This window comes from Arthrobacter sp. EPSL27, assembly GCF_001512305.1.
Classification (GTDB): domain Bacteria; phylum Actinomycetota; class Actinomycetes; order Actinomycetales; family Micrococcaceae; genus Arthrobacter.
Genome location: NZ_LNUT01000004.1, coordinates 49,124 through 65,683, shown reverse-complemented (window position 1 = coordinate 65,683; position 16,560 = coordinate 49,124). Strand labels below are relative to the sequence as shown.

At 68.4% G+C, this 16,560-nt stretch carries 15 protein-coding genes, 1 tRNA gene and 1 other RNA gene; 10 read left to right on the top strand and 7 right to left on the bottom strand.

Annotated elements, in window-relative coordinates:
- Window positions 1-173 precede the first annotated feature (173 nt).
- The 5 genes from AR539_RS05170 to AR539_RS05150 all read left to right on the top strand — a co-directional run bounded on the left by AR539_RS05170 (window position 174) and on the right by AR539_RS05150 (window position 4,159).
- Window positions 174-1,088, top strand: a complete 915-nt coding sequence (locus tag AR539_RS05170) for a TolB family protein (RefSeq protein ID WP_066433277.1) — start codon at window positions 174-176, stop codon at window positions 1,086-1,088.
- Window positions 1,081-2,100, top strand: a complete 1,020-nt coding sequence (locus tag AR539_RS05165; protein ID WP_066433275.1) for a Gfo/Idh/MocA family protein — start codon at window positions 1,081-1,083, stop codon at window positions 2,098-2,100. The genes AR539_RS05170 and AR539_RS05165 overlap by 8 nt, the downstream gene beginning before the upstream one ends.
- Before the next feature lie 9 nt (window positions 2,101-2,109).
- Window positions 2,110-2,646 carry a GNAT family N-acetyltransferase gene (locus AR539_RS05160; RefSeq protein WP_066433273.1) on the top strand — a complete coding sequence of 179 codons (537 nt, stop codon included), beginning with the start codon at window positions 2,110-2,112 and terminating at the stop codon, window positions 2,644-2,646.
- Between the two features lie 55 nt (window positions 2,647-2,701).
- Window positions 2,702-3,427: a DsbA family oxidoreductase gene (locus tag AR539_RS05155; RefSeq protein WP_066436078.1), complete on the top strand. Its 726-nt coding sequence runs from the start codon at window positions 2,702-2,704 to the stop codon at window positions 3,425-3,427.
- Between the two features lie 93 nt (window positions 3,428-3,520).
- Complete coding sequence (locus tag AR539_RS05150) at window positions 3,521-4,159, top strand: TetR/AcrR family transcriptional regulator (RefSeq protein ID WP_066433271.1); 639 nt, start codon at window positions 3,521-3,523, stop codon at window positions 4,157-4,159.
- Between the two features lie 21 nt (window positions 4,160-4,180).
- Here the strand turns inward: AR539_RS05150 and AR539_RS05145 are convergent, their stop codons facing one another.
- Window positions 4,181-4,864, bottom strand: coding sequence for a LytR C-terminal domain-containing protein (locus AR539_RS05145; protein WP_066433269.1), 684 nt, complete (start codon window positions 4,862-4,864; stop codon window positions 4,181-4,183).
- The gene (locus AR539_RS05140) at window positions 4,857-5,156 is read right to left on the bottom strand and encodes a type II toxin-antitoxin system VapB family antitoxin (RefSeq protein WP_197410599.1); all 300 of its coding nucleotides are present in this window, start codon (window positions 5,154-5,156) and stop codon (window positions 4,857-4,859) included. Before AR539_RS05140 ends, AR539_RS05145 begins: the two co-directional genes overlap by 8 nt.
- 205 nt (window positions 5,157-5,361) lie before the next feature.
- On the opposite strand from AR539_RS05140, the gene AR539_RS05135 reads away from it, so the two are divergent.
- Window positions 5,362-6,276: a hypothetical protein gene (locus AR539_RS05135; RefSeq protein WP_066433264.1), complete on the top strand. Its 915-nt coding sequence runs from the start codon at window positions 5,362-5,364 to the stop codon at window positions 6,274-6,276.
- 134 nt (window positions 6,277-6,410) lie between these two features.
- Entirely contained in the window at window positions 6,411-7,949 is a 1,539-nt protein-coding gene (locus tag AR539_RS05130) for a stealth conserved region 3 domain-containing protein (protein ID WP_231728499.1), read from the top strand.
- A 66-nt stretch (window positions 7,950-8,015) separates the two neighbouring features.
- Here AR539_RS05130 and AR539_RS05125 read toward each other — a convergent pair whose 3' ends face one another.
- The 4 genes from AR539_RS05125 to AR539_RS19655 form a co-directional block, all read right to left on the bottom strand.
- On the bottom strand, window positions 8,016-8,957 hold the full coding sequence (locus AR539_RS05125; protein WP_066433263.1) for a phosphodiesterase: 942 nt from the start codon (window positions 8,955-8,957) through the stop codon (window positions 8,016-8,018).
- 195 nt (window positions 8,958-9,152) lie between these two features.
- Complete coding sequence (fdhA, locus tag AR539_RS05120; RefSeq protein ID WP_066433262.1) at window positions 9,153-10,364, bottom strand: formaldehyde dehydrogenase, glutathione-independent; 1,212 nt, start codon at window positions 10,362-10,364, stop codon at window positions 9,153-9,155.
- Between the two features lie 220 nt (window positions 10,365-10,584).
- Window positions 10,585-11,073 (bottom strand): glutathione peroxidase, encoded by a 489-nt coding sequence (locus tag AR539_RS05115; RefSeq protein ID WP_066433258.1) that lies wholly within the window; start codon window positions 11,071-11,073, stop codon window positions 10,585-10,587.
- A gap of 109 nt (window positions 11,074-11,182) precedes the next feature.
- Window positions 11,183-12,688 (bottom strand): M23 family metallopeptidase, encoded by a 1,506-nt coding sequence (locus tag AR539_RS19655; protein ID WP_231728498.1) that lies wholly within the window; start codon window positions 12,686-12,688, stop codon window positions 11,183-11,185.
- Window positions 12,689-12,868: 180 nt separating this feature from the next.
- Between AR539_RS19655 and AR539_RS05105 the strand changes: the two genes are divergently transcribed.
- Entirely contained in the window at window positions 12,869-13,780 is a 912-nt protein-coding gene (locus AR539_RS05105) for an oxygenase MpaB family protein (RefSeq protein WP_066433256.1), read from the top strand.
- Window positions 13,781-13,855: 75 nt separating this feature from the next.
- On the opposite strand, the gene AR539_RS05100 is transcribed toward AR539_RS05105, so the two are convergent.
- Window positions 13,856-13,940: transfer RNA gene (locus tag AR539_RS05100), tRNA-Ser, on the bottom strand.
- A 227-nt stretch (window positions 13,941-14,167) separates the two neighbouring features.
- Between AR539_RS05100 and ffs the strand changes: the two genes are divergently transcribed.
- An RNA gene (ffs, locus tag AR539_RS05095) (signal recognition particle sRNA small type) lies at window positions 14,168-14,264 on the top strand.
- A 27-nt stretch (window positions 14,265-14,291) separates the two neighbouring features.
- Window positions 14,292-16,560, top strand: a 2,269-nt coding sequence (locus AR539_RS05090) for a DNA polymerase III subunit gamma and tau (protein ID WP_082699199.1), incomplete at its 3' end; no start/stop codon positions are given.

Below are 16,560 nucleotides of genomic sequence, written 5' to 3'. Positions count from 1 at the left end.
CATCCTTCCGGGCGCTCACCGCGATCGGCTACAACGGCCCCATCTCCATCGAATGGGAAGACGCCGGCATGGACCGCCTGCACGGCGCCCCCGAAGCCCTCGCCGCCCTGAAGAAGTTCGACTTCCCGGCGTCGAACACCTCCTTCGACGCCGCGTTCAAGCAGGGCTGATCCGTGCCCCGCAGCCTGCTGCCCGGCCAGCGCTGCGAGGTGTGGATCGCGTCGGTGACGGGCGGGGCAGCCCTGGTGTACAGCACCGGGGACTTGCTGCTGGAAGCGCCCAACTGGGCCCTCGACGGCGGCTCGCTCGTTCTCAACGGGGACGGGAAACTGTGGGCGCTGGACGTGGGGAGCCGCACCCTGGACCACGTCCCCCTCACGGGCATCCCGGACCTCAACAACGACCACGTCCTTGCCCCGGACGGCGCCGGGATCTTCCTCTCGGCCAACGACGGCCACATCTACCGTGCGCCCCTGCGCGGCGGTGAGGCGGCGCGGATCACGCCCGACGACGGCTCGTTCCACTTCCTCCACGGCGTCAGCCCCGACGGCGGCGAGCTCGCCTACGTGGGGATCGACGACGGCGACTTCAGCAGGCCCGGGCGGCTCCTGACCCTGCGGCTGGAAGGCGGGCCGCCGTCGATGCTCGACACCGGGCCCGGGCACTGCGACGGACCCGAGTACTCCCCGGACGGGCAGTGGCTCTACTTCAACACCGAGGCGTTCACCGCTGCGCCCGGCCACGCCCAGATCGCCCGGATCCGCGCCGGCAGCAGCGCCGGGGAGGCGAAGCCGGAGCACCTGCTGGCCAGCGACACGGTCGACTGGTTCCCGCATCTCTCCCCCGACGGGCGGCTGGCCAGCTACCTCCGGTTCCCGGGCGGCACACTGGGCCACCCCGCTGACCTCCCGGTCGACGTCGTGCTTGTCTCCACCTGCGACTGGGCCACGCCGTTGCACAGCTGGCCGTTGTCCGGCGGGCAGGGGACACTGAATGTCAACAGCTGGTCGCCTGACTCAACGCGTTTCGCGTTTGTGGCGTACCCGCTTCCGGACGCACAGGCAACGAAGGGCTCATCCCGTGACTGACCGCAACAATGGAACTTCCGACGGGCAGCTCCGGTGGGGCATCCTCGGCACCGGCTTCATCGCCGGGCTGCAGACCCAGGACCTGATCGAGCACGGCTTCAGCGTGCAGGCCGTCGGGTCACGGTCGCTGGAATCGAGCCAGGAGTTCGCGAAAAAGTTCAACGTGCCCACGGCGCATGGCAGCTACGAGGCCCTGGCCGCGGACCCTGACGTGGACGTCATTTACATCGCCACGCCCCATCCGTTCCACCATGCGAACGCGCTGCTTGCCCTCGGCGCCGGCAAGCACGTCCTGGTGGAGAAGTCGTTCACCATGAATGCCCGGGAGGCCCGGGAAATTGTTGCCCTGGCTGAATCCAAGGCTCTGGTGGCGCTGGAGGCGATGTGGACCCGGTTCCTCCCGCACATGGTCCGGCTCCGTGAGGTCATCCGGGAAGGCAGGATCGGCGAGGTGCGCAAGGTGGTGGCCGGCCACAACCAGAACCTGCCCAGAGACCCGGCCCACCGGCTGAACGATCCCGCGCTGGGCGGCGGCGCGCTGCTGGATCTGGGCGTCTACCCGGTCTCCTTCGCCATGGACCTGCTGGGCACACCGGACACCATCCGCGCCGGCGCATCCATGACGGCCACGGGTGTGGACCGCCAGACGGCGGCAATCTTCGGGTACGCCGGCGGGCAGCAGGCGGTGGTGGACTGCGAGCTGGATGCCGCAAGCGCCAACCGGGCCCTGGTGATCGGCACGGAGGGGTGGGTGGACATCGAGTCCACCTGGTACAATCCGGTGCCGTTTACGGTCTTCGACACCGAGGGAAACGTCCTTGAGACCTTCAGCCAGCCCGTGACCGGCCGGGGCATGCAGTACCAGGCGGCCGAGCTGGAACGCCTGGTCCGGACCGGCGCCACCGCAGGCACCATCCTTCCGCCCGCCGGGACCGTCGCCGTGATGGCCGCCATGGACGAGATCCGCCGCCAGATCGGCCTCAGCTACGAAGCCGACGCCGTCCCGGACTAGGGTTGAACCATGCCCCACGTCATCAGGAAAGCAACCGCAGACGACGCCGGGAAGCTGGCGGCGCTGGCGGCCGTCACCTTTCCGCTGGCCTGCCCGCCGTCGTCGTCCCCGGCGGACATCGCGGCGCACGTGGCAGGCACCCTCAGCGAGGACAACTTCCGCGCGTACCTGGCCGACCCGGAGAGCACCATCCTCGTGATTGACGACGGCGGCGAGCTCCGCGGCTACAGCCTGCTGGTGACCCGGCCGGCCCGGGACCCGGACGTGGCTGCGGCCCTGACCATCCTGCCGTCGACCGAGCTGAGCAAGTGCTACGTCCACCCGGACCACCACGGGCTGGGCGCCGCCGCCGAGCTGATGCACGCCAGCATCGCCGAGGCCGCGGGCGCGGGCGCACAAGGGCTCTGGCTGGGCGTGAACAACCAGAACGTGCGGGCCATCCGCTTCTACGAAAAGTCCGGCTTCCGCAAGGTGGGAACCAAAACCTTCCAGCTCGGCAGCACCCTGGAACACGACTTCGTCCTGGAACGCCCGGCCACCGGGTGACCAAACCGACAGGCCGCGCGGGAATGGACCCGGCGGCACCATGGTTGTCGCCGGCATGAAGATTGAGATCTGGTCCGACGTGGCCTGCCCCTGGTGCTACATCGGCAAGCGCCGCTTTGAAACCGCCCTCGCGGCCTTCCCGCACCGGGATTCCGTGGAGGTCCAGTGGCGCAGCTACCAGCTGGATCCGGCGCTTCCGGAGCACTATGACGGCACCGAACTGGACTACCTCAGCACCCGCAAGGGCCTCCCGCCCGCCCAGGTCACCGGAATGTTCGAGCACGTCGCCGAACAGGCCAAGGGTGAAGGCCTGAACTACCGGTTCGACGACGTGGTGGTGGCCAACAGCTTCACCGCCCACCGCCTGATCCACCTCGCCGCCGCGCACGGGCAGCAGGACGCCGCCAAGGAACGCCTCCTCAGCGACCACTTCGAGCACGGCCGGGACATCGGCAGCGGGGAGTACCTGGCCTCCCTGGGCCAGGACCTCGGCATCGACGCCGGCGAAGTGGACGAACTGTTCACCACCGACAAGTACGCCGCCGACGTCCGGATGGACTTCGAGGAAGGCCGCGCCCTCGGCATCAGCGGCGTCCCGTTCTTCGTCATCGACCGGAAGTTCGGCCTTTCCGGCGCCCAGCCGGCCGAGACGTTCGCCTCCGCCCTGAACCAGGCGTGGCAGGAAAGCCAGCCGCTGGTCATGGTGGGCGCCGCGGACGCCGAACCCGGTAAGGCAGCCCCGGCCGGCGAGGCCTGCGGCCCGGACGGCTGCGCGGTCTAAGCCCGCCGCCGTCGTCGAACCCGACGGGAACCTGGGGAAAGCAGCGCGCCCCGGCACCCTCGATTTGCTGACAGATCGCGCTAAAGTGTCTGTATGCCCAGGATTTCGGCCGCGAGCAACGCCGCCCAACGCGCCGAGACCCAGCACCGCATCCTGACCGCGTTCGGCGAGCTCCTCTTCAGCCACGGGCTTCCCGGGCTGACCATGACCGACGTCGCGCGGCACGCCCGGATCGGCCGCACCGCGGTGTACAACTACTACGCGGACATCGAAGAGCTGCTGATCGCCTACGCGCTGGATGAGACCGAGCGCTTCCTGGTCGACCTCCGTGAATCCCTGGATGCACTGGACAATCCGGTGGACCGGCTGGCCCTCTACGTCCGCGCCCAGGTGGAAGACCTCAGCCGCCGGCACCTGCCGCCAGGGCCCGCGATGGGCGCCGTGCTCTCCCCCGCCTCCTTCGCGAAGCTGGCGGACCACGTCGGGGAGCTCAGCGTGCTGCTGCAGGGCATCCTGCGCGACGGCATCGCCCAAGGCTACCTGCCGGAGGCGGACATCACCCAGCTCGCGCAGCTCATCCACGGCACCCTGTCCTCCAGCGCCGCCCGCGGTGACGGCGCCGGCCAGGACGCCGACGCGGAGGCACGGCTGGCCCGCACCGTGCGGTTCGTCCAGCTGGGTGCCGGCGCACGGTTCGACGACGCCGGCCGCCCCGTCCGCCTCAGCGCCTGAGTCGGGGCAGCGGGAGGTTCGCTAGCCCGCCGCCGGCGTCGTCGGTGCCACCGGCGCCACCGGCCAGGCCGACTCGTCCACAATCCGCCGGTCCTCGCGCGGGCAGCTGAGCCGCCCCGGGGTCTGGTCCACCAGCTCCGGCTTCGCCAGTTCCTTGAAATCTCCGGTGAGGATGATGTCGACGCTCGGGTCGGTCCGCCCGTCCTGGAAATAGTCCGAGCCCGGCACGTTGCGCTGGACGCTGAACGCCGCGGACTGGCCGGCAGCGCCGGAGACGATCAACGCGGCCCCGCGGTAGCTCGACGTCGTATTGGCCACCGCGCCGACGATGAATTTGCGGGCCGCGAACTCGTCCGCCACGGACCGGGCCAGGCCGGGGCGGGAGGTGGAATTGAAGACGTTGAGGTTGATCGTCTCCGGCGGGGTGTAGTCGTAGATCGCCTCCGGGCAGACGGACACGGCCGACTGGCTGCGCTCCGCCGTCGGGACCTTGATCTGGCCGTTCATGATGGCTAGGGCAACCACGACGGCGGCCGCGACCAGCCCGACAAGCAGCACCAGGACCACGCCGTGGAGGACGCGGCGGCGCATCCTGACGGGGTTGGCCTGCGGGTCGTCGTCCTCAACGAAGGTGGCGCGCAAGTCCGAGCCGGTGATGACGTGGTGCCCGTGCAGGACGGTGGGGTCCTTCGGCTCTCTAGCCATTTATCACCAGGACGCGCGCGTGGATCGCCGTGCGCTGGTGCAACGCCGTCCGGACGGCGCGGTGCAGGCCGTCCTCGAGGTACAGGACGCCCCGGTACTCCACGACGTGCGGGAACAGGTCGCCGAAGAAGGTTGAGTCCTCCGCCAGGAGGGCCTCCAGGTCAAGCGTGCGCTTGGTGGTCACCAGGTCATCCAGCCGCACCGGCCGCGGCGGCAGGGCGGCCCAGTCCTTGGGCGTGTTGTAACCATGGTCGGGGTACGGGCGTCCCTCGCCCACGGCTTTGAATATCACCATGCAAGCCTATGGAACTTGGCGGGCCAAAGGAATCCGCGACTCCCCGGCGCCGGAGGTTGTAGCCAAACGGTAACCATTTACCGGGGCCGCCGGCCGCGGCCCCGCCGGCCAACCGCATGCCGGCGCTGTGGCAGGCCGACAGCGCGCCGCGGCGCGGCTGTCATCTCCTGCAAAGCGGCCCGCCGGCTGGGAGAATGGGCCCATGACACCTGCCGAGTCCCCCGCCTCCCCTTCGCTGTCAGCTCCCCCGCTGGCGCTGCTCCTCGACGTCGACGGCCCCGTAGCCAGTCCCGTCACCCGCACGGTGCAGCCGGGGATCATCGCGGACCTGCTGGCCCTGGCCGCCGCGGGAATTCCCGTCGTCTTCAACACGGGCCGATCAGCGGACTTCATCCGCGAACAGGTCATGGAACCCATGATCGCCGCCGGGATGCCGGCCGGCACCCTCATCCACGCGATCTGCGAAAAGGGTGCGGTCTGGTTCAGCTACACCGCCACCGGCCCCGGCGCCGTCCACGTCGATCACGAACTCGCCGTGCCGCAGGCCTTCGGCGACGACGTCCGCCGGCTGGTGGCCGAGGACTACGCCACCCACATGTTCTTCGACGAGACCAAGCTGGCCATGGTGTCCGTGGAGCAGCACATCTCCGTCGAGAACGCGGACTACCGTGCCGAGCAGCAGCTGTTCGACGCCGATGCCATGGACCTGATGGGCCGGCACGGCCTCGGCGTGGTGCGGCTGGACCACCATGCCCCCGACTCAGATGACCAGATCGACTACCGGGTGGATCCCACCATCATCTCCACCGACATTGAGTCGGTCAGGCTCGGCAAGGACCTTGGCGCCAGCAGGGCGGTGGAGCTTCTGGCAGCCCAGGGCATCACCCCGCAGGCCTGGCGCACCGTGGGCGACTCCCGCACCGATTACGCCATGGCCGACTGGCTGCACCACAACGACCACCCGGTGAAGCATGTCGACGTGCGCCCGGCCGACGGCGTTCCCGTCAAACCGTACGACGTGCTGACCGCGGCGGATCTGGGGCTCGGCGAGGACGTCATCCACGACGACGCCGGTGCGGCGTTCCTGCGCAGCTGGCGCACTGCCCTCGTTGGCTGACACCGCGGGGCGGTTATCGATTTTGGGGCGGACGATATCATGCATATAGGACATATTCACGCACAGAGTCACGGAGTACGGACATTACAGACGCACTGATCCAGGACGAGATCTACTACGGCAGCCAGGCCTCGGTGGAGGCCCACGATGAGGTCACCTCAGCTGCGGCCGTCGCGAGATTCCGGGCGCGCCAGGACGTTGTCCGCCGGCGCGGCCGGTATGCCCTGGTCAATGAGAACCGGACGCCCTACCAGGCCATGGTCGAGGACCTGATGTTCATCCGCGCCGTGCTCGACGGCGCCGGCCTCGACTACCTCCTGGTCCGCGGCAACAACCACCGGCCGGTCATCGCTGTCGACTGGAAGGACCGCAAGGTCCTGCGCGACGCGCTGGTGGAGGCCTGCCACGACGAGCCGTTCTACTCGATGAGCGTTGACGCCAAGAAGAAGTCCTCGGTGCTGGTGGCCGACGGCGAGCTTTCCCCCAACCGGCAGTCGAGGATCTTCCGGCTGTACCGTCCCCGGGTGGAACCGGAGGGCGGCTTCGAATTCGGCGCGTCCGCCGGCGTGCAGGTGGAGCTGTGGAGTTTCGAAGGCGACCAGCTGATCCTTCCGATCGAGAATTCCCTGACGCGCAGGACGCTGCTGGCCCAGGACGCGGTCCGCGGCACCGTGGAACGGTATGGGCGCACCTGGCCCACCATCGAGAACATGTTCGCGGACCACGCAAGCGACATCAGCTTCGACGTCGACATCGTCTTCTCCTGGGTGGACGGCAGCTCCCCGGAGTACATCGCGGCACGGCGCGCCCGCCAGGCCGGCGCTGTGCTGGGTGAAGGCGACGACCATGAAGCGCGGTTCCGCCAGATCGACGAACTCAAGTACGCGCTGCGCTCGGTCTACATGTTCGCGCCCTGGATCCGCAGGATCTTCATCGCCACCGATTCGCCGGCGCCGTCCTGGCTCGCGGACCACCCCGGGGTGACGATTGTCCGCAGCGAGGAGTTTTTCGCGGACCCCTCCGTGCTGCCCACCCACAACTCGCAGGCCGTGGAGTGCCAGCTCCACCACATCGAAGGCCTGTCCGAGCACTTCCTGTATTCCAATGACGACATGTTCTTCGGCCGTGCCGTGGGACCGGACATGTTCTTCACTCCCGGCGGCATCACGAAATTCATCGAGGCGGAAACCCGGATCGGCCTCGGGGACAACGACGCCGAGCGCAGCGGCTTTGAGAACGCCGCGCGCGTGAACCGGAAGCTGCTGTGGGACCGTTTCGGCCGGATCACCACGCGGCACCTGGAACACACGGCGGCTCCGCTGCGCCGCAGCCTGGTGGCCCAGATGGAGCAGGAGTTCCCTGCCGAGTTCAGCAAGACGGCGGCCAGCACCTTCCGCGCGGCCGACAACATCTCGGTGACCAACTCGTTCTACCACTACTACGCGCTGCTGACCGGCCGGGCCGTCACCCAGACGGCGGCGAAGGTGCGCTACGTGGACACCACCGCGAGGGCGGGCCTGAACTACCTGCCGAAGCTGCTCGCCAAGCGGAACATGGACTTCTTCTGCCTCAACGACGGCAGCTTCCCCGAGGTCGAGGCCGAGGAACGGGCCCGGCTCGTCACGGACTTCCTCGAGAAGTACTACCCGATCAAGGCACCCTGGGAAAAGTAGGCGCTACCCGCCGTCGGCAGTCTCCGGTGGCGCCGGCGGCAGCGCTGCGGGGCCGCCGGCCCACCGTCAGTTGCTGGCCGTCAGCCGGCGATGGCCCGGCGTCTTGGCCGGGTCCTCGAGCTTCGCCTTAGCCGGGATGCGGATCCCGGCCGCCGAGATCCGGCGCTGGGTCTCCGCGGCGGAGACGAGCTCGCCGACGGCGGGGGTGTCGCCCAGCGGAACCACCGAGTGCACGATCGTGTGCTCGTAGACGTGGACCAGGTTGAATGCCTGCCCGCCGTCGCGTCCCCGGGTTCCGCCGACGGGCACGTTGAGGTCCTGCGTGTAGCAGGTGGCCGACGCCACCGACACCGGGATCCCGGCGAAGGTCGCCGTCGTCGAGTAGTGCAGGTGGCCGCCCAGGATGGCCCTGACGTCGGAATTCCGCACGACGCCGGCCAGCGACGCCTGGTCGCGCAGCTCCACCAGCACGGCGAGGTCCAGGACGGACGGCACCGGCGGGTGATGCAGGGCAAGAATGGTTCCGTCGGGCGCCGGGGTGGACAGTTCAGCTGCGAGCCACTCCAGCTGCTCCGGGCTCAGCTCGCCGTGGTGGAAGCCCGGCACGGAGGTGTCAAGGGTGATGATCCGCAGCCCGTTGATGAAGTAGCTGCGGTCCACCGGGGCGTCGTCGGCCGGGAGATCCAGCAGGCCGGTGCGGAAGTTTTCCCGGTTGTCGTGGTTCCCCATGGCCCAGATGACTTTTGCGCCGAGGGCCTTGCAGGCGGGCTCGACGATGGCGCGGAGCTTGGCGTAGGCCTCGGCCTCGCCCCTGTCGGCCAGGTCGCCGGTAAAAATCACGGCTTCGGGGCGCGCGCCGGAGGCCCGGACTTCGTCGAAGAGCTGCTGGAGCAGGGCGTCGCTGTCGACCACCCCATGCAGGGGTGCGGATCCTCCCAGCAGGTGGGGGTCACTCAGATGGAGAAGAAAATGGCGTGGCCGGGGGTGCTCGGCCTCGATGAGCTCCATTGCTGCCTTCCTGGTTGGGTGGAGGCTGTGGCCCCCAACTTCCCTCTCAGTAACATCTATCCAATCAGACATTCGGCCAACAATGTGCAAACTCCAGTAGGCATGTTTGGAAAATGGCAACATCGGGTAGTCCGGCGGACACATACCTGCCCAGGTATGTGACCGCCGGAACCCGCTTACTCAGGTACCTGGCGGTTAGCTCAGGTAGCCGTTCGGGTTCAGCACGTACTTCGTCGCCGCGCCGGCGTCGAACTCCGCGTAACCCTTCGGTGCGTCCTCCAGCGTGATGGCCTTCGCGTTGACGTTCTTCGCGATATGGACCTTGTCATGCAGGATCGCCATCATCAGCCCGCGGTTGTACTTCATCACCGGGCACTGGCCGGTGGTGAAGCTCAGGGACTTGGCCCAGCCGGTGCCCAGGCTGAGGGAGAGGGCACCCTTCTTGGCTGCCTCGTCGATGCCGCCCGGGTCGCCGGTGACGTAGAGCCCGGGAATGCCGAGTGCGCCGCCGGCTGCGGTGATCTCCATCAGCGAGTTGAGCACCGTGGCCGGGGCTTCCTTGGCGTCGTGCCCGTGGCCCCGGGCTTCGAACCCGACGGCGTCGACGCCGCAGTCGACCTCCGGGACGCCCAGCAGCTGCTCGATCTGCTCGGCGGGACCACCCTCGGACAGGTCAATAGTCTCGCAGCCGAAGCTGCGCGCCTGGGCCAGCCGGTCCGCATTCATGTCCCCGACAATCACGACGGCTGCGCCGAGCAGCTGCGCACTGGTCGCTGCCGCAAGGCCTACCGGGCCCGCTCCCGCCACGTAAACCGTGGAACCGACGCCGACGCCGGCAGTCACAGCGCCATGGAAGCCTGTCGGGAAGATGTCCGACAGCATTGTCAGGTCCATCATCTTCTCGAGGGCCTGGTCCCGGTCCGGGAACTTCAGCAGGTTCCAGTCCGCATACGGCACCAGGACGTAGTTCGCCTGGCCGCCGACCCAGCCGCCCATGTCCACATATCCATAGGCCGCGCCCGGGCGGGCCGGGTTGACGTTCAGGCAAATGCCCGTCTTGCGCTCCTTACAGTTCCGGCAGCGGCCACAGGCGATGTTGAAGGGGACGGAACAGATGTCCCCCACCTTGATGAACTCAACGTCCGGACCGACTTCCACCACTTCACCGGTGATTTCGTGGCCCAGTACCAGATCGGAAGGCGCGGTGGTGCGGCCACGGACCATGTGCTGGTCCGAACCGCAAATGTTCGTGGCAACGGTTTTGAGGATGACGCCATGACGCAGCGGGCGGCCCACGTTGGCGGGGTTGACCCCCGGGCCGTCTTTGAGTTCGAAGGTGGGGTAATCAATGTCGATGAGCTCGACTTTTCCTGGACCCTTGTAGGCAACGGCTTTGTTCCCTGTCATCACTTTCCTCCTGGTTACACGGACCCCCACATAAGAGTGTCCAGTTGTGATTTCCGAAGCTTCCTGATGCACCTCCCCCCGGCACTGATTGGCTGATCCGCCCGCGCCTAAAGCGCGTCGGGGCCGTGGGCGTGCCCGGTGTAGTGGAAGGTCCGGCCAGTCTAGGCGGTAAGCATGCTTAGCGATAGGGGTCCTTGTGCCCTTGTGGTCTGGGAGCCGACTATCGGCTGAGAGCCTCTTCCACCGCTGCGATGATTTCCGGCGAATCCGGCTCCACGGTGGGCGCAAATCTGGCCACCACATCGCCGTCGCGGTTCACCAGGAACTTCTCGAAGTTCCACTTCACCAGCCCCGGCAGGAGGCCTTTTTTGAACTTGGTGAGCTCGGTGTACAGCGGGTGCTGGTCCCTGCCGCGGACATCGGACTTGGCAGTGAGGGGGAAGGTCACGCCGAAGTTCCGTTCGCAGAACTCGGCGATCTCGGCGTCGGCGGCCGGCTCCTGGCCTGCGAACTGGTTGCAGGGCACACCGAGGATCTGGAACCCCTGGTCGCGGAACTTGTTGTAGAGCGCCTCGAGCCCCGAGTACTGGCGGGTGAACCCGCACTGGGACGCGACGTTCACCACCAGCACCACGTCCCCTTTGAAGCGGCCAAAATCGGTGGCCGTGCCGTCGATCAGGGTCAGCGGAATGCTGTGAAGAGAGGTCATGAGCGGGCTCCTCGCGAAGTCGAAGGTCGTGTTGTGGCCCGGAGTGGATTCCGGATGTGGTCACAACAGTTCTTCGCTACCAACGAGCGCGGGTATGGGTTTGTGCCTGCTATGGTCCGGGCGTCAGCGACGGGTCAGTGGTCGCCGTCGGTTCAGTGGACTGCGTGGGCGGCGGAGGTGCCGGCTCCGAGGTCGGCTCCACCACAGGGGGCGGAGGCGGCGGGGCAACCACCACCGGCGGTGGAGGCGGCGGCGGAGGCGGGGCAATCGTGGACGGCGGTGGAGGCGGCGGGGGTTCCACCGTCGACGGCGGCGGGGGTTCCACCGTCGAGGGCGGCGGCGGAGGCGGCGGTTCCACCGTCGAGGGCGGCGGCGGAGGCGGCGGTTCCACGGTCGAGGGCGGCGGCGGTTCCACCGTCGACGGCGGCGGCGAGGTGGGCTCCGGGGTCGGCGTCGTCGGGTCGGGCGGCGGCGGTGTCGTGGAGCCTGGAGCGGAGGGAAGCGGCGTCTCACTCGGCGTGGCGGTGCCTGGATCAGTCGTTCCGCCAGGTGTGGTGGTGCCGCTCGGCGGCTGGCTGGGTTCCGGCGTCGGCGCGTCCGTCCTGGTCTTCGTGGGCGAAAGGGCGTCCCCGGTCGACGGCGTGGGTGTCGTTGCGGGAGAGCTGATGAAGGGTGTGTTCGGCCACGCGGAGGCGGGTGTTTCGTGGTCTCCGCCGGCCACCACGTGCGCCCCTTCTTCGGACACCGGGATGGCCCAGCCGAGGGAGGTGTTGGAAGGCTTGCCTGCCTCGGGGGCGTAGCTCGTCATTTCGATGGCACCCAGCTGGTCCGTCTGCGTGATCGGCAGCAGTGTCCAGTCGTGCGGGTTCTTGTGCGAGCCGTTCAGGATGGTCTCGAAATGCAGGTGGCATCCGGTGGAGGACCCGGTGGTCCCCACCCGGGCGATGACCTCGCCGACCCGGACCGAGTCACCCTTCTTCACGGCGATCGCCTCGAGGTGGTTGTAGGTGGTGATCAGGCCGTTGCCGTGGTCGATTTCAACGCGGTTTCCGCCGCCCCACGGGTGCCAGCCGACGGCCCGCACCACGCCGGCATCCGCCGAGTACACGCGGGTGCCGCAGGCTGCGGCGAAGTCCTGCCCCCAGTGGAATTCGCCTGCCGAGCCGGTGATGGGGCTGGTCCGCAGCCCGAAAGGGGAGGATTCCGCCAACGATTCGAGCGGAGCCATGAGAAAGCCTTCCGCCGGGCGCTTAAGCCCGGCGGAAGCCACGTTCAGTTCACCAGGGACCCCATCTTTGGACGTGGTCTCGACATTTGATCTGGTGTAGGCCACCAGCGCCAGCGCATCCGCCGTGAACGCCTGCGGGGCCAGAGCCTCGACGCCGGCACTGGTGGGCGCCCCCAGTGTGGTGGGGTCCAGAACGCTGGGGCCCACGACACCGGAGGCCAGTGCCGGGGAAGGGACCACAACGGCAGGCCGCGTGCCGGACAGGCCCTGCACCCCGAAGGTCAGTACCGCCAGCGAAAGGCAGAAGCCTCCGGACAGGCAACGCACGGCTACGAGCCGGGCTCTGACTGCCTGCTCACTCGATGAGTTTCCCCAGTGTTTTCCCACGATGTGACTCCTGCATCCTGTCCGCCAGTCCCCAGATTCGCGGACTCACGTTCTTATGGGACCACAATCAGGTGGCACTGGGAACCGTAATAACTACCCCTTTCGAACTCGGGTGGAAGCCCAGTAGTACTGGGGATTCGGGCAAGTATCGGCCACTGCTTTGGTGGGTGACAATAAGGTATGCGCAACCTCCTCAGGGAATGGCAGACCGAACTCAAGCAGACGTTCACCGGAACCCGGGACGCCGTGCCGGAATGGGTGCCGCGGCTGGCGGAAGGGGACGACGCCGGCTACCACCTGCCCGGGTCTGCCGTCTGGGCCGTCCATGGGGACATGCCGACGATTGTGGCGGGCATCCGGGCCCTGATGATGCAGGCGCTCCACCCCGGCGCGCTTGCCGGGGTCCACGACCACTCCCGGTTCCGTGAAGACCCGCTGGGCAGGCTGGCGGGCACCATCCGCTGGATTTTCACCGTTTCCTACGGTTCGACCGCCGCGGCCCGGGCGGCGTCCGACTGGGTCCTGAGGCTGCACGGACGGGTGCAGGGTGACTACGTTGACGGCCACGGCACGGCGCGCAGCTACGCCGCGAATGATCCCGAACTGCTCCGCTGGGTGCACATCGCGTTCACCGATGCCTTCCTCTCCGCGCACAAGATCTGGGGCCGGCCCATCCCGGGCGGGCCCGACGCCTACGTGCGCGAGTGGGCGCAGGCCGGCACGCTGATGGGGGTGGAGTCCCCGCCGCTGAGCGAGGCGGCCATGCGACGGGAACTGGACAGCTGGTACGACGCTGGCGTGCTCCGCTCCGACGAGAGGGTCGCCGAGACGCTGGCGTTCATCCGCAATCCCCCGCTCCACCCGGCGCTCAGGCCGGGTTACCGTGTGCTGTTCGCGGCGGCTGTGGCGAGCCTCGAGCCCAAGTACCGGGAGCTGCTGGGCCTGCGCACCGCACGCCTTGGCCCCATCCCGTTGCCGGTGCGGCTGGCCACCAGGGTGACGCTCGCCGTCGTCCATCTTGCCCTGGGCCGGGTGGGGCCCAGCGAGCAGGCCGCCCGGACCCGCCTCCGCAGGCTGGGTTACCGGGCCTGAGGGCACCGCCCGGGTTTTCGGACCCTCCGGCGCAGGACGCAAAAAGGCCCCGGTCCTAGGGACCGGGGCCAACCGCGGAGAATGGGGGATTTGAACCCCCGAGGGCGTTAACCCAACACGCGTTCCAGGCGTGCGCCATAGGCCGCTAGGCGAATTCTCCAGTAGCTTCTGAATCAAAAGCAGATACTAGAATACCTGAACTTTCCGGCATCGCCCAATTGGGCTTCGGCGCCCCTCCTCCTCAGGACATGCCCAGCCCCCGCCGCAGCCCTTGGGCATAGGCCCGTTATGCCCACTCCACGCCGCCAAAAATGGGCATGCTCCGCAGGAATGTCAGGGCCGGACGCAGCCGATTCGGGGCACACGCAAACGTCGGGTAAACTTGCTGACGGCCCCTCATGTGGCGTCATCCTGTTGAACTCCCCCAGGACCGGAAGGTAGCAAGGGTAAATGGGCTCTGGCGGGTGCATGAGGGGTCTTTTATGTCTGTGCCGATTGGTAGGGTTTATCTGTGACTGTTACTACCGCTCTCTACCGCCGATATCGCCCCGATTCGTTCGCGGACGTCATCGGGCAGGAACACGTCACCGAGCCTCTGATGACGGCCCTGCGCAAGAATCGCGTGAACCACGCCTACCTCTTCTCGGGCCCCCGCGGCTGCGGTAAAACCACGTCCGCCCGCATCCTGGCCCGCTGCCTGAACTGTGCCGAAGGCCCCACGGACACCCCCTGCGGCAAGTGCCCCAGCTGCATCGAACTCGCCCGCGGCGGCTCCGGATCGCTCGACGTCATCGAGATCGACGCCGCCAGCCACGGCGGTGTGGACGACGCCCGCGACCTCCGCGAACGGGCCACCTACGCCCCCGTCCGCGACCGGTACAAGATCTTCATCATTGACGAAGCCCACATGGTGACGTCGGCCGGCTTCAACGCCCTGCTCAAGATCGTCGAAGAGCCGCCGGAACACATCAAGTTCATCTTCGCCACCACGGAACCGGACAAGGTGATCGGCACCATCCGGTCCCGCACCCACCATTACCCGTTCCGCCTGGTGCCGCCGGAACCGCTCATGGCGTACCTGGAACTGCTCTGCCGCCAGGAGAACGTCCCCGTGGCTCCGGGCGTACTCTCGCTGGTCATCCGCGCCGGCGGCGGCTCAGTGCGCGACTCACTCTCCGTGCTCGACCAGTTGATGGCCGGCGCCGGCCCGAACGGGCTGGACTACGAACTCGCGGTCGCACTGCTGGGCTACACCCACGCCTCCCTGCTCGACGACGTCGTGGAGGCCGTTGCCGCCTCGGACGCCGCCACGGTATTCCGTGCCGTAGACCGCGTCATCCAGACCGGGCACGATCCCCGCCGCTTCGTGGAAGACCTCCTGGAGCGATTCCGGGACCTCATCATCGTCCAGGCCATGCCCGAAAGCGCCCAGTCGATCCTCCGCGGCATGCCCGCGGACCAGATCGCGCGCATGCAGAACCAGGCCCACAACCTGGGCGCGGCCGAGCTGTCGCGTGCAGCGGATGTCACCAACACTGCGCTGACCGAAATGACCGGGGCCACCTCCCCGCGGCTGCACCTCGAACTGCTGTGCGCCCGCATCCTGCTTCCGTCCTCCGAACAGACCGAGCGGGGAATTGCCGCACGGATCGACCGGGTGGAACGCCGCCTGAACTACGCCGGGAACGACGTCGGCGCTCCCGCCCCGGCCGCGGCCCCCGCCTCCGCTGCCCCCGCCTCTGTTGCCCCGGCCGCCACCGCTCCGGCGGCGGCAGCTCCGGCTGCCCGCACGGTTCCGGAGCCCGCCGTTCCGGCAGCCCCGGCACCGGCTGCTCCCGCCGCTTCCGCTCCTGCTCCGCGCGAAGAGGCAGCGGCCCCGGCAACCGCCGGCGCTCCCGACCGTGAACCCGCCAAGGGGACTCTCACGCCGCCGCGCGTCACCACCGGCGACTGGCCTGTGGACGAGCCCTCCGCTCCCAGCCGGCCATCCTCCGGGACGGCCCCTGCCGCTCCAGCTCCGGCGCCCGCACCGGCACAGCCGGCCCCCGCGTCCGCCGCACCTGTTCCGGCCGGTCCGGCTCCGGCAGCACCCGCCGCGAACCAGCCGCCAGCGGCTGTTCCCCCCGCCGCGCCCGCACCGGCTGCCGGTTCCGGCCCCGACGTCGAGGTCCTCCGCCGCGCCTGGCCGGAGATCCTGCAGACGCTGACCAAAATCAAGCGGAGCACCTGGGCCCTGGTCGAACCCAATGCCCAGGTGGGCCATTTTGAGGACCACGTCCTGACGCTCGCGTTCACCACCTCCGGGCTGGCCGGCGCCTTCGGCCGGGCCGACCACTCAGAGAACCTGCGGCAGGCCATCCACAAAACCATCGGCATCGAGTGCCAGATCAATGCGGTGGCCAGTGGAAGCAACAGCTCAGCGAGCTCTGAGCCAAACCCAAAAGCACCCGTTAGCCGGGACGTCCCGGCCACGTCCACCGACGCCGATTGGGGGCTGCCCCCGGCCAGCAACCCAGCCCAGAACAGCCCAGCGCAGAACAACCCAGCGCAGCCCCAGCCAGCGCAGAACAACCCTGCGCAGACTTCCCCGGTAACGGCGAAGCCGGCACCGGCCGCGCCGTCCCCGGAGCCGGCTCCCGCAGCTCCGGCAGTCCCCGCGGCCCCGGCCAACGCGACTGCAGGGCCGGCAGCGGGTCCGGCGCAGGTCCCCGCCGCGCCCTCGCCTGCCACTACTCCCGCCCCCGCGGCACTGACACCCCCAGCCCAGACAGCCCCGGCCC

What these genes read in the sequence shown, in the direction of transcription:
- AR539_RS05160 (WP_066433273.1), top strand. Translation starts at nt 2,110, where the DNA reads ATGCCCCACGTCATCAGGAAAGCAACCGCAGACGACGCCGGGAAGCTG.
- AR539_RS05155 (WP_066436078.1), top strand. Translation starts at nt 2,702, where the DNA reads ATGAAGATTGAGATCTGGTCCGACGTGGCCTGCCCCTGGTGCTACATC.
- AR539_RS05150 (WP_066433271.1), top strand. Translation starts at nt 3,521, where the DNA reads ATGCCCAGGATTTCGGCCGCGAGCAACGCCGCCCAACGCGCCGAGACC.
- AR539_RS05145 (WP_066433269.1), bottom strand. Translation starts at nt 4,864, where the DNA reads ATGGCTAGAGAGCCGAAGGACCCCACCGTCCTGCACGGGCACCACGTC.
- AR539_RS05135 (WP_066433264.1), top strand. Translation starts at nt 5,362, where the DNA reads ATGACACCTGCCGAGTCCCCCGCCTCCCCTTCGCTGTCAGCTCCCCCG.
- AR539_RS05125 (WP_066433263.1), bottom strand. Translation starts at nt 8,957, where the DNA reads ATGGAGCTCATCGAGGCCGAGCACCCCCGGCCACGCCATTTTCTTCTC.
- fdhA (WP_066433262.1), bottom strand. Translation starts at nt 10,364, where the DNA reads ATGACAGGGAACAAAGCCGTTGCCTACAAGGGTCCAGGAAAAGTCGAG.
- AR539_RS05115 (WP_066433258.1), bottom strand. Translation starts at nt 11,073, where the DNA reads ATGACCTCTCTTCACAGCATTCCGCTGACCCTGATCGACGGCACGGCC.
- AR539_RS05105 (WP_066433256.1), top strand. Translation starts at nt 12,869, where the DNA reads ATGCGCAACCTCCTCAGGGAATGGCAGACCGAACTCAAGCAGACGTTC.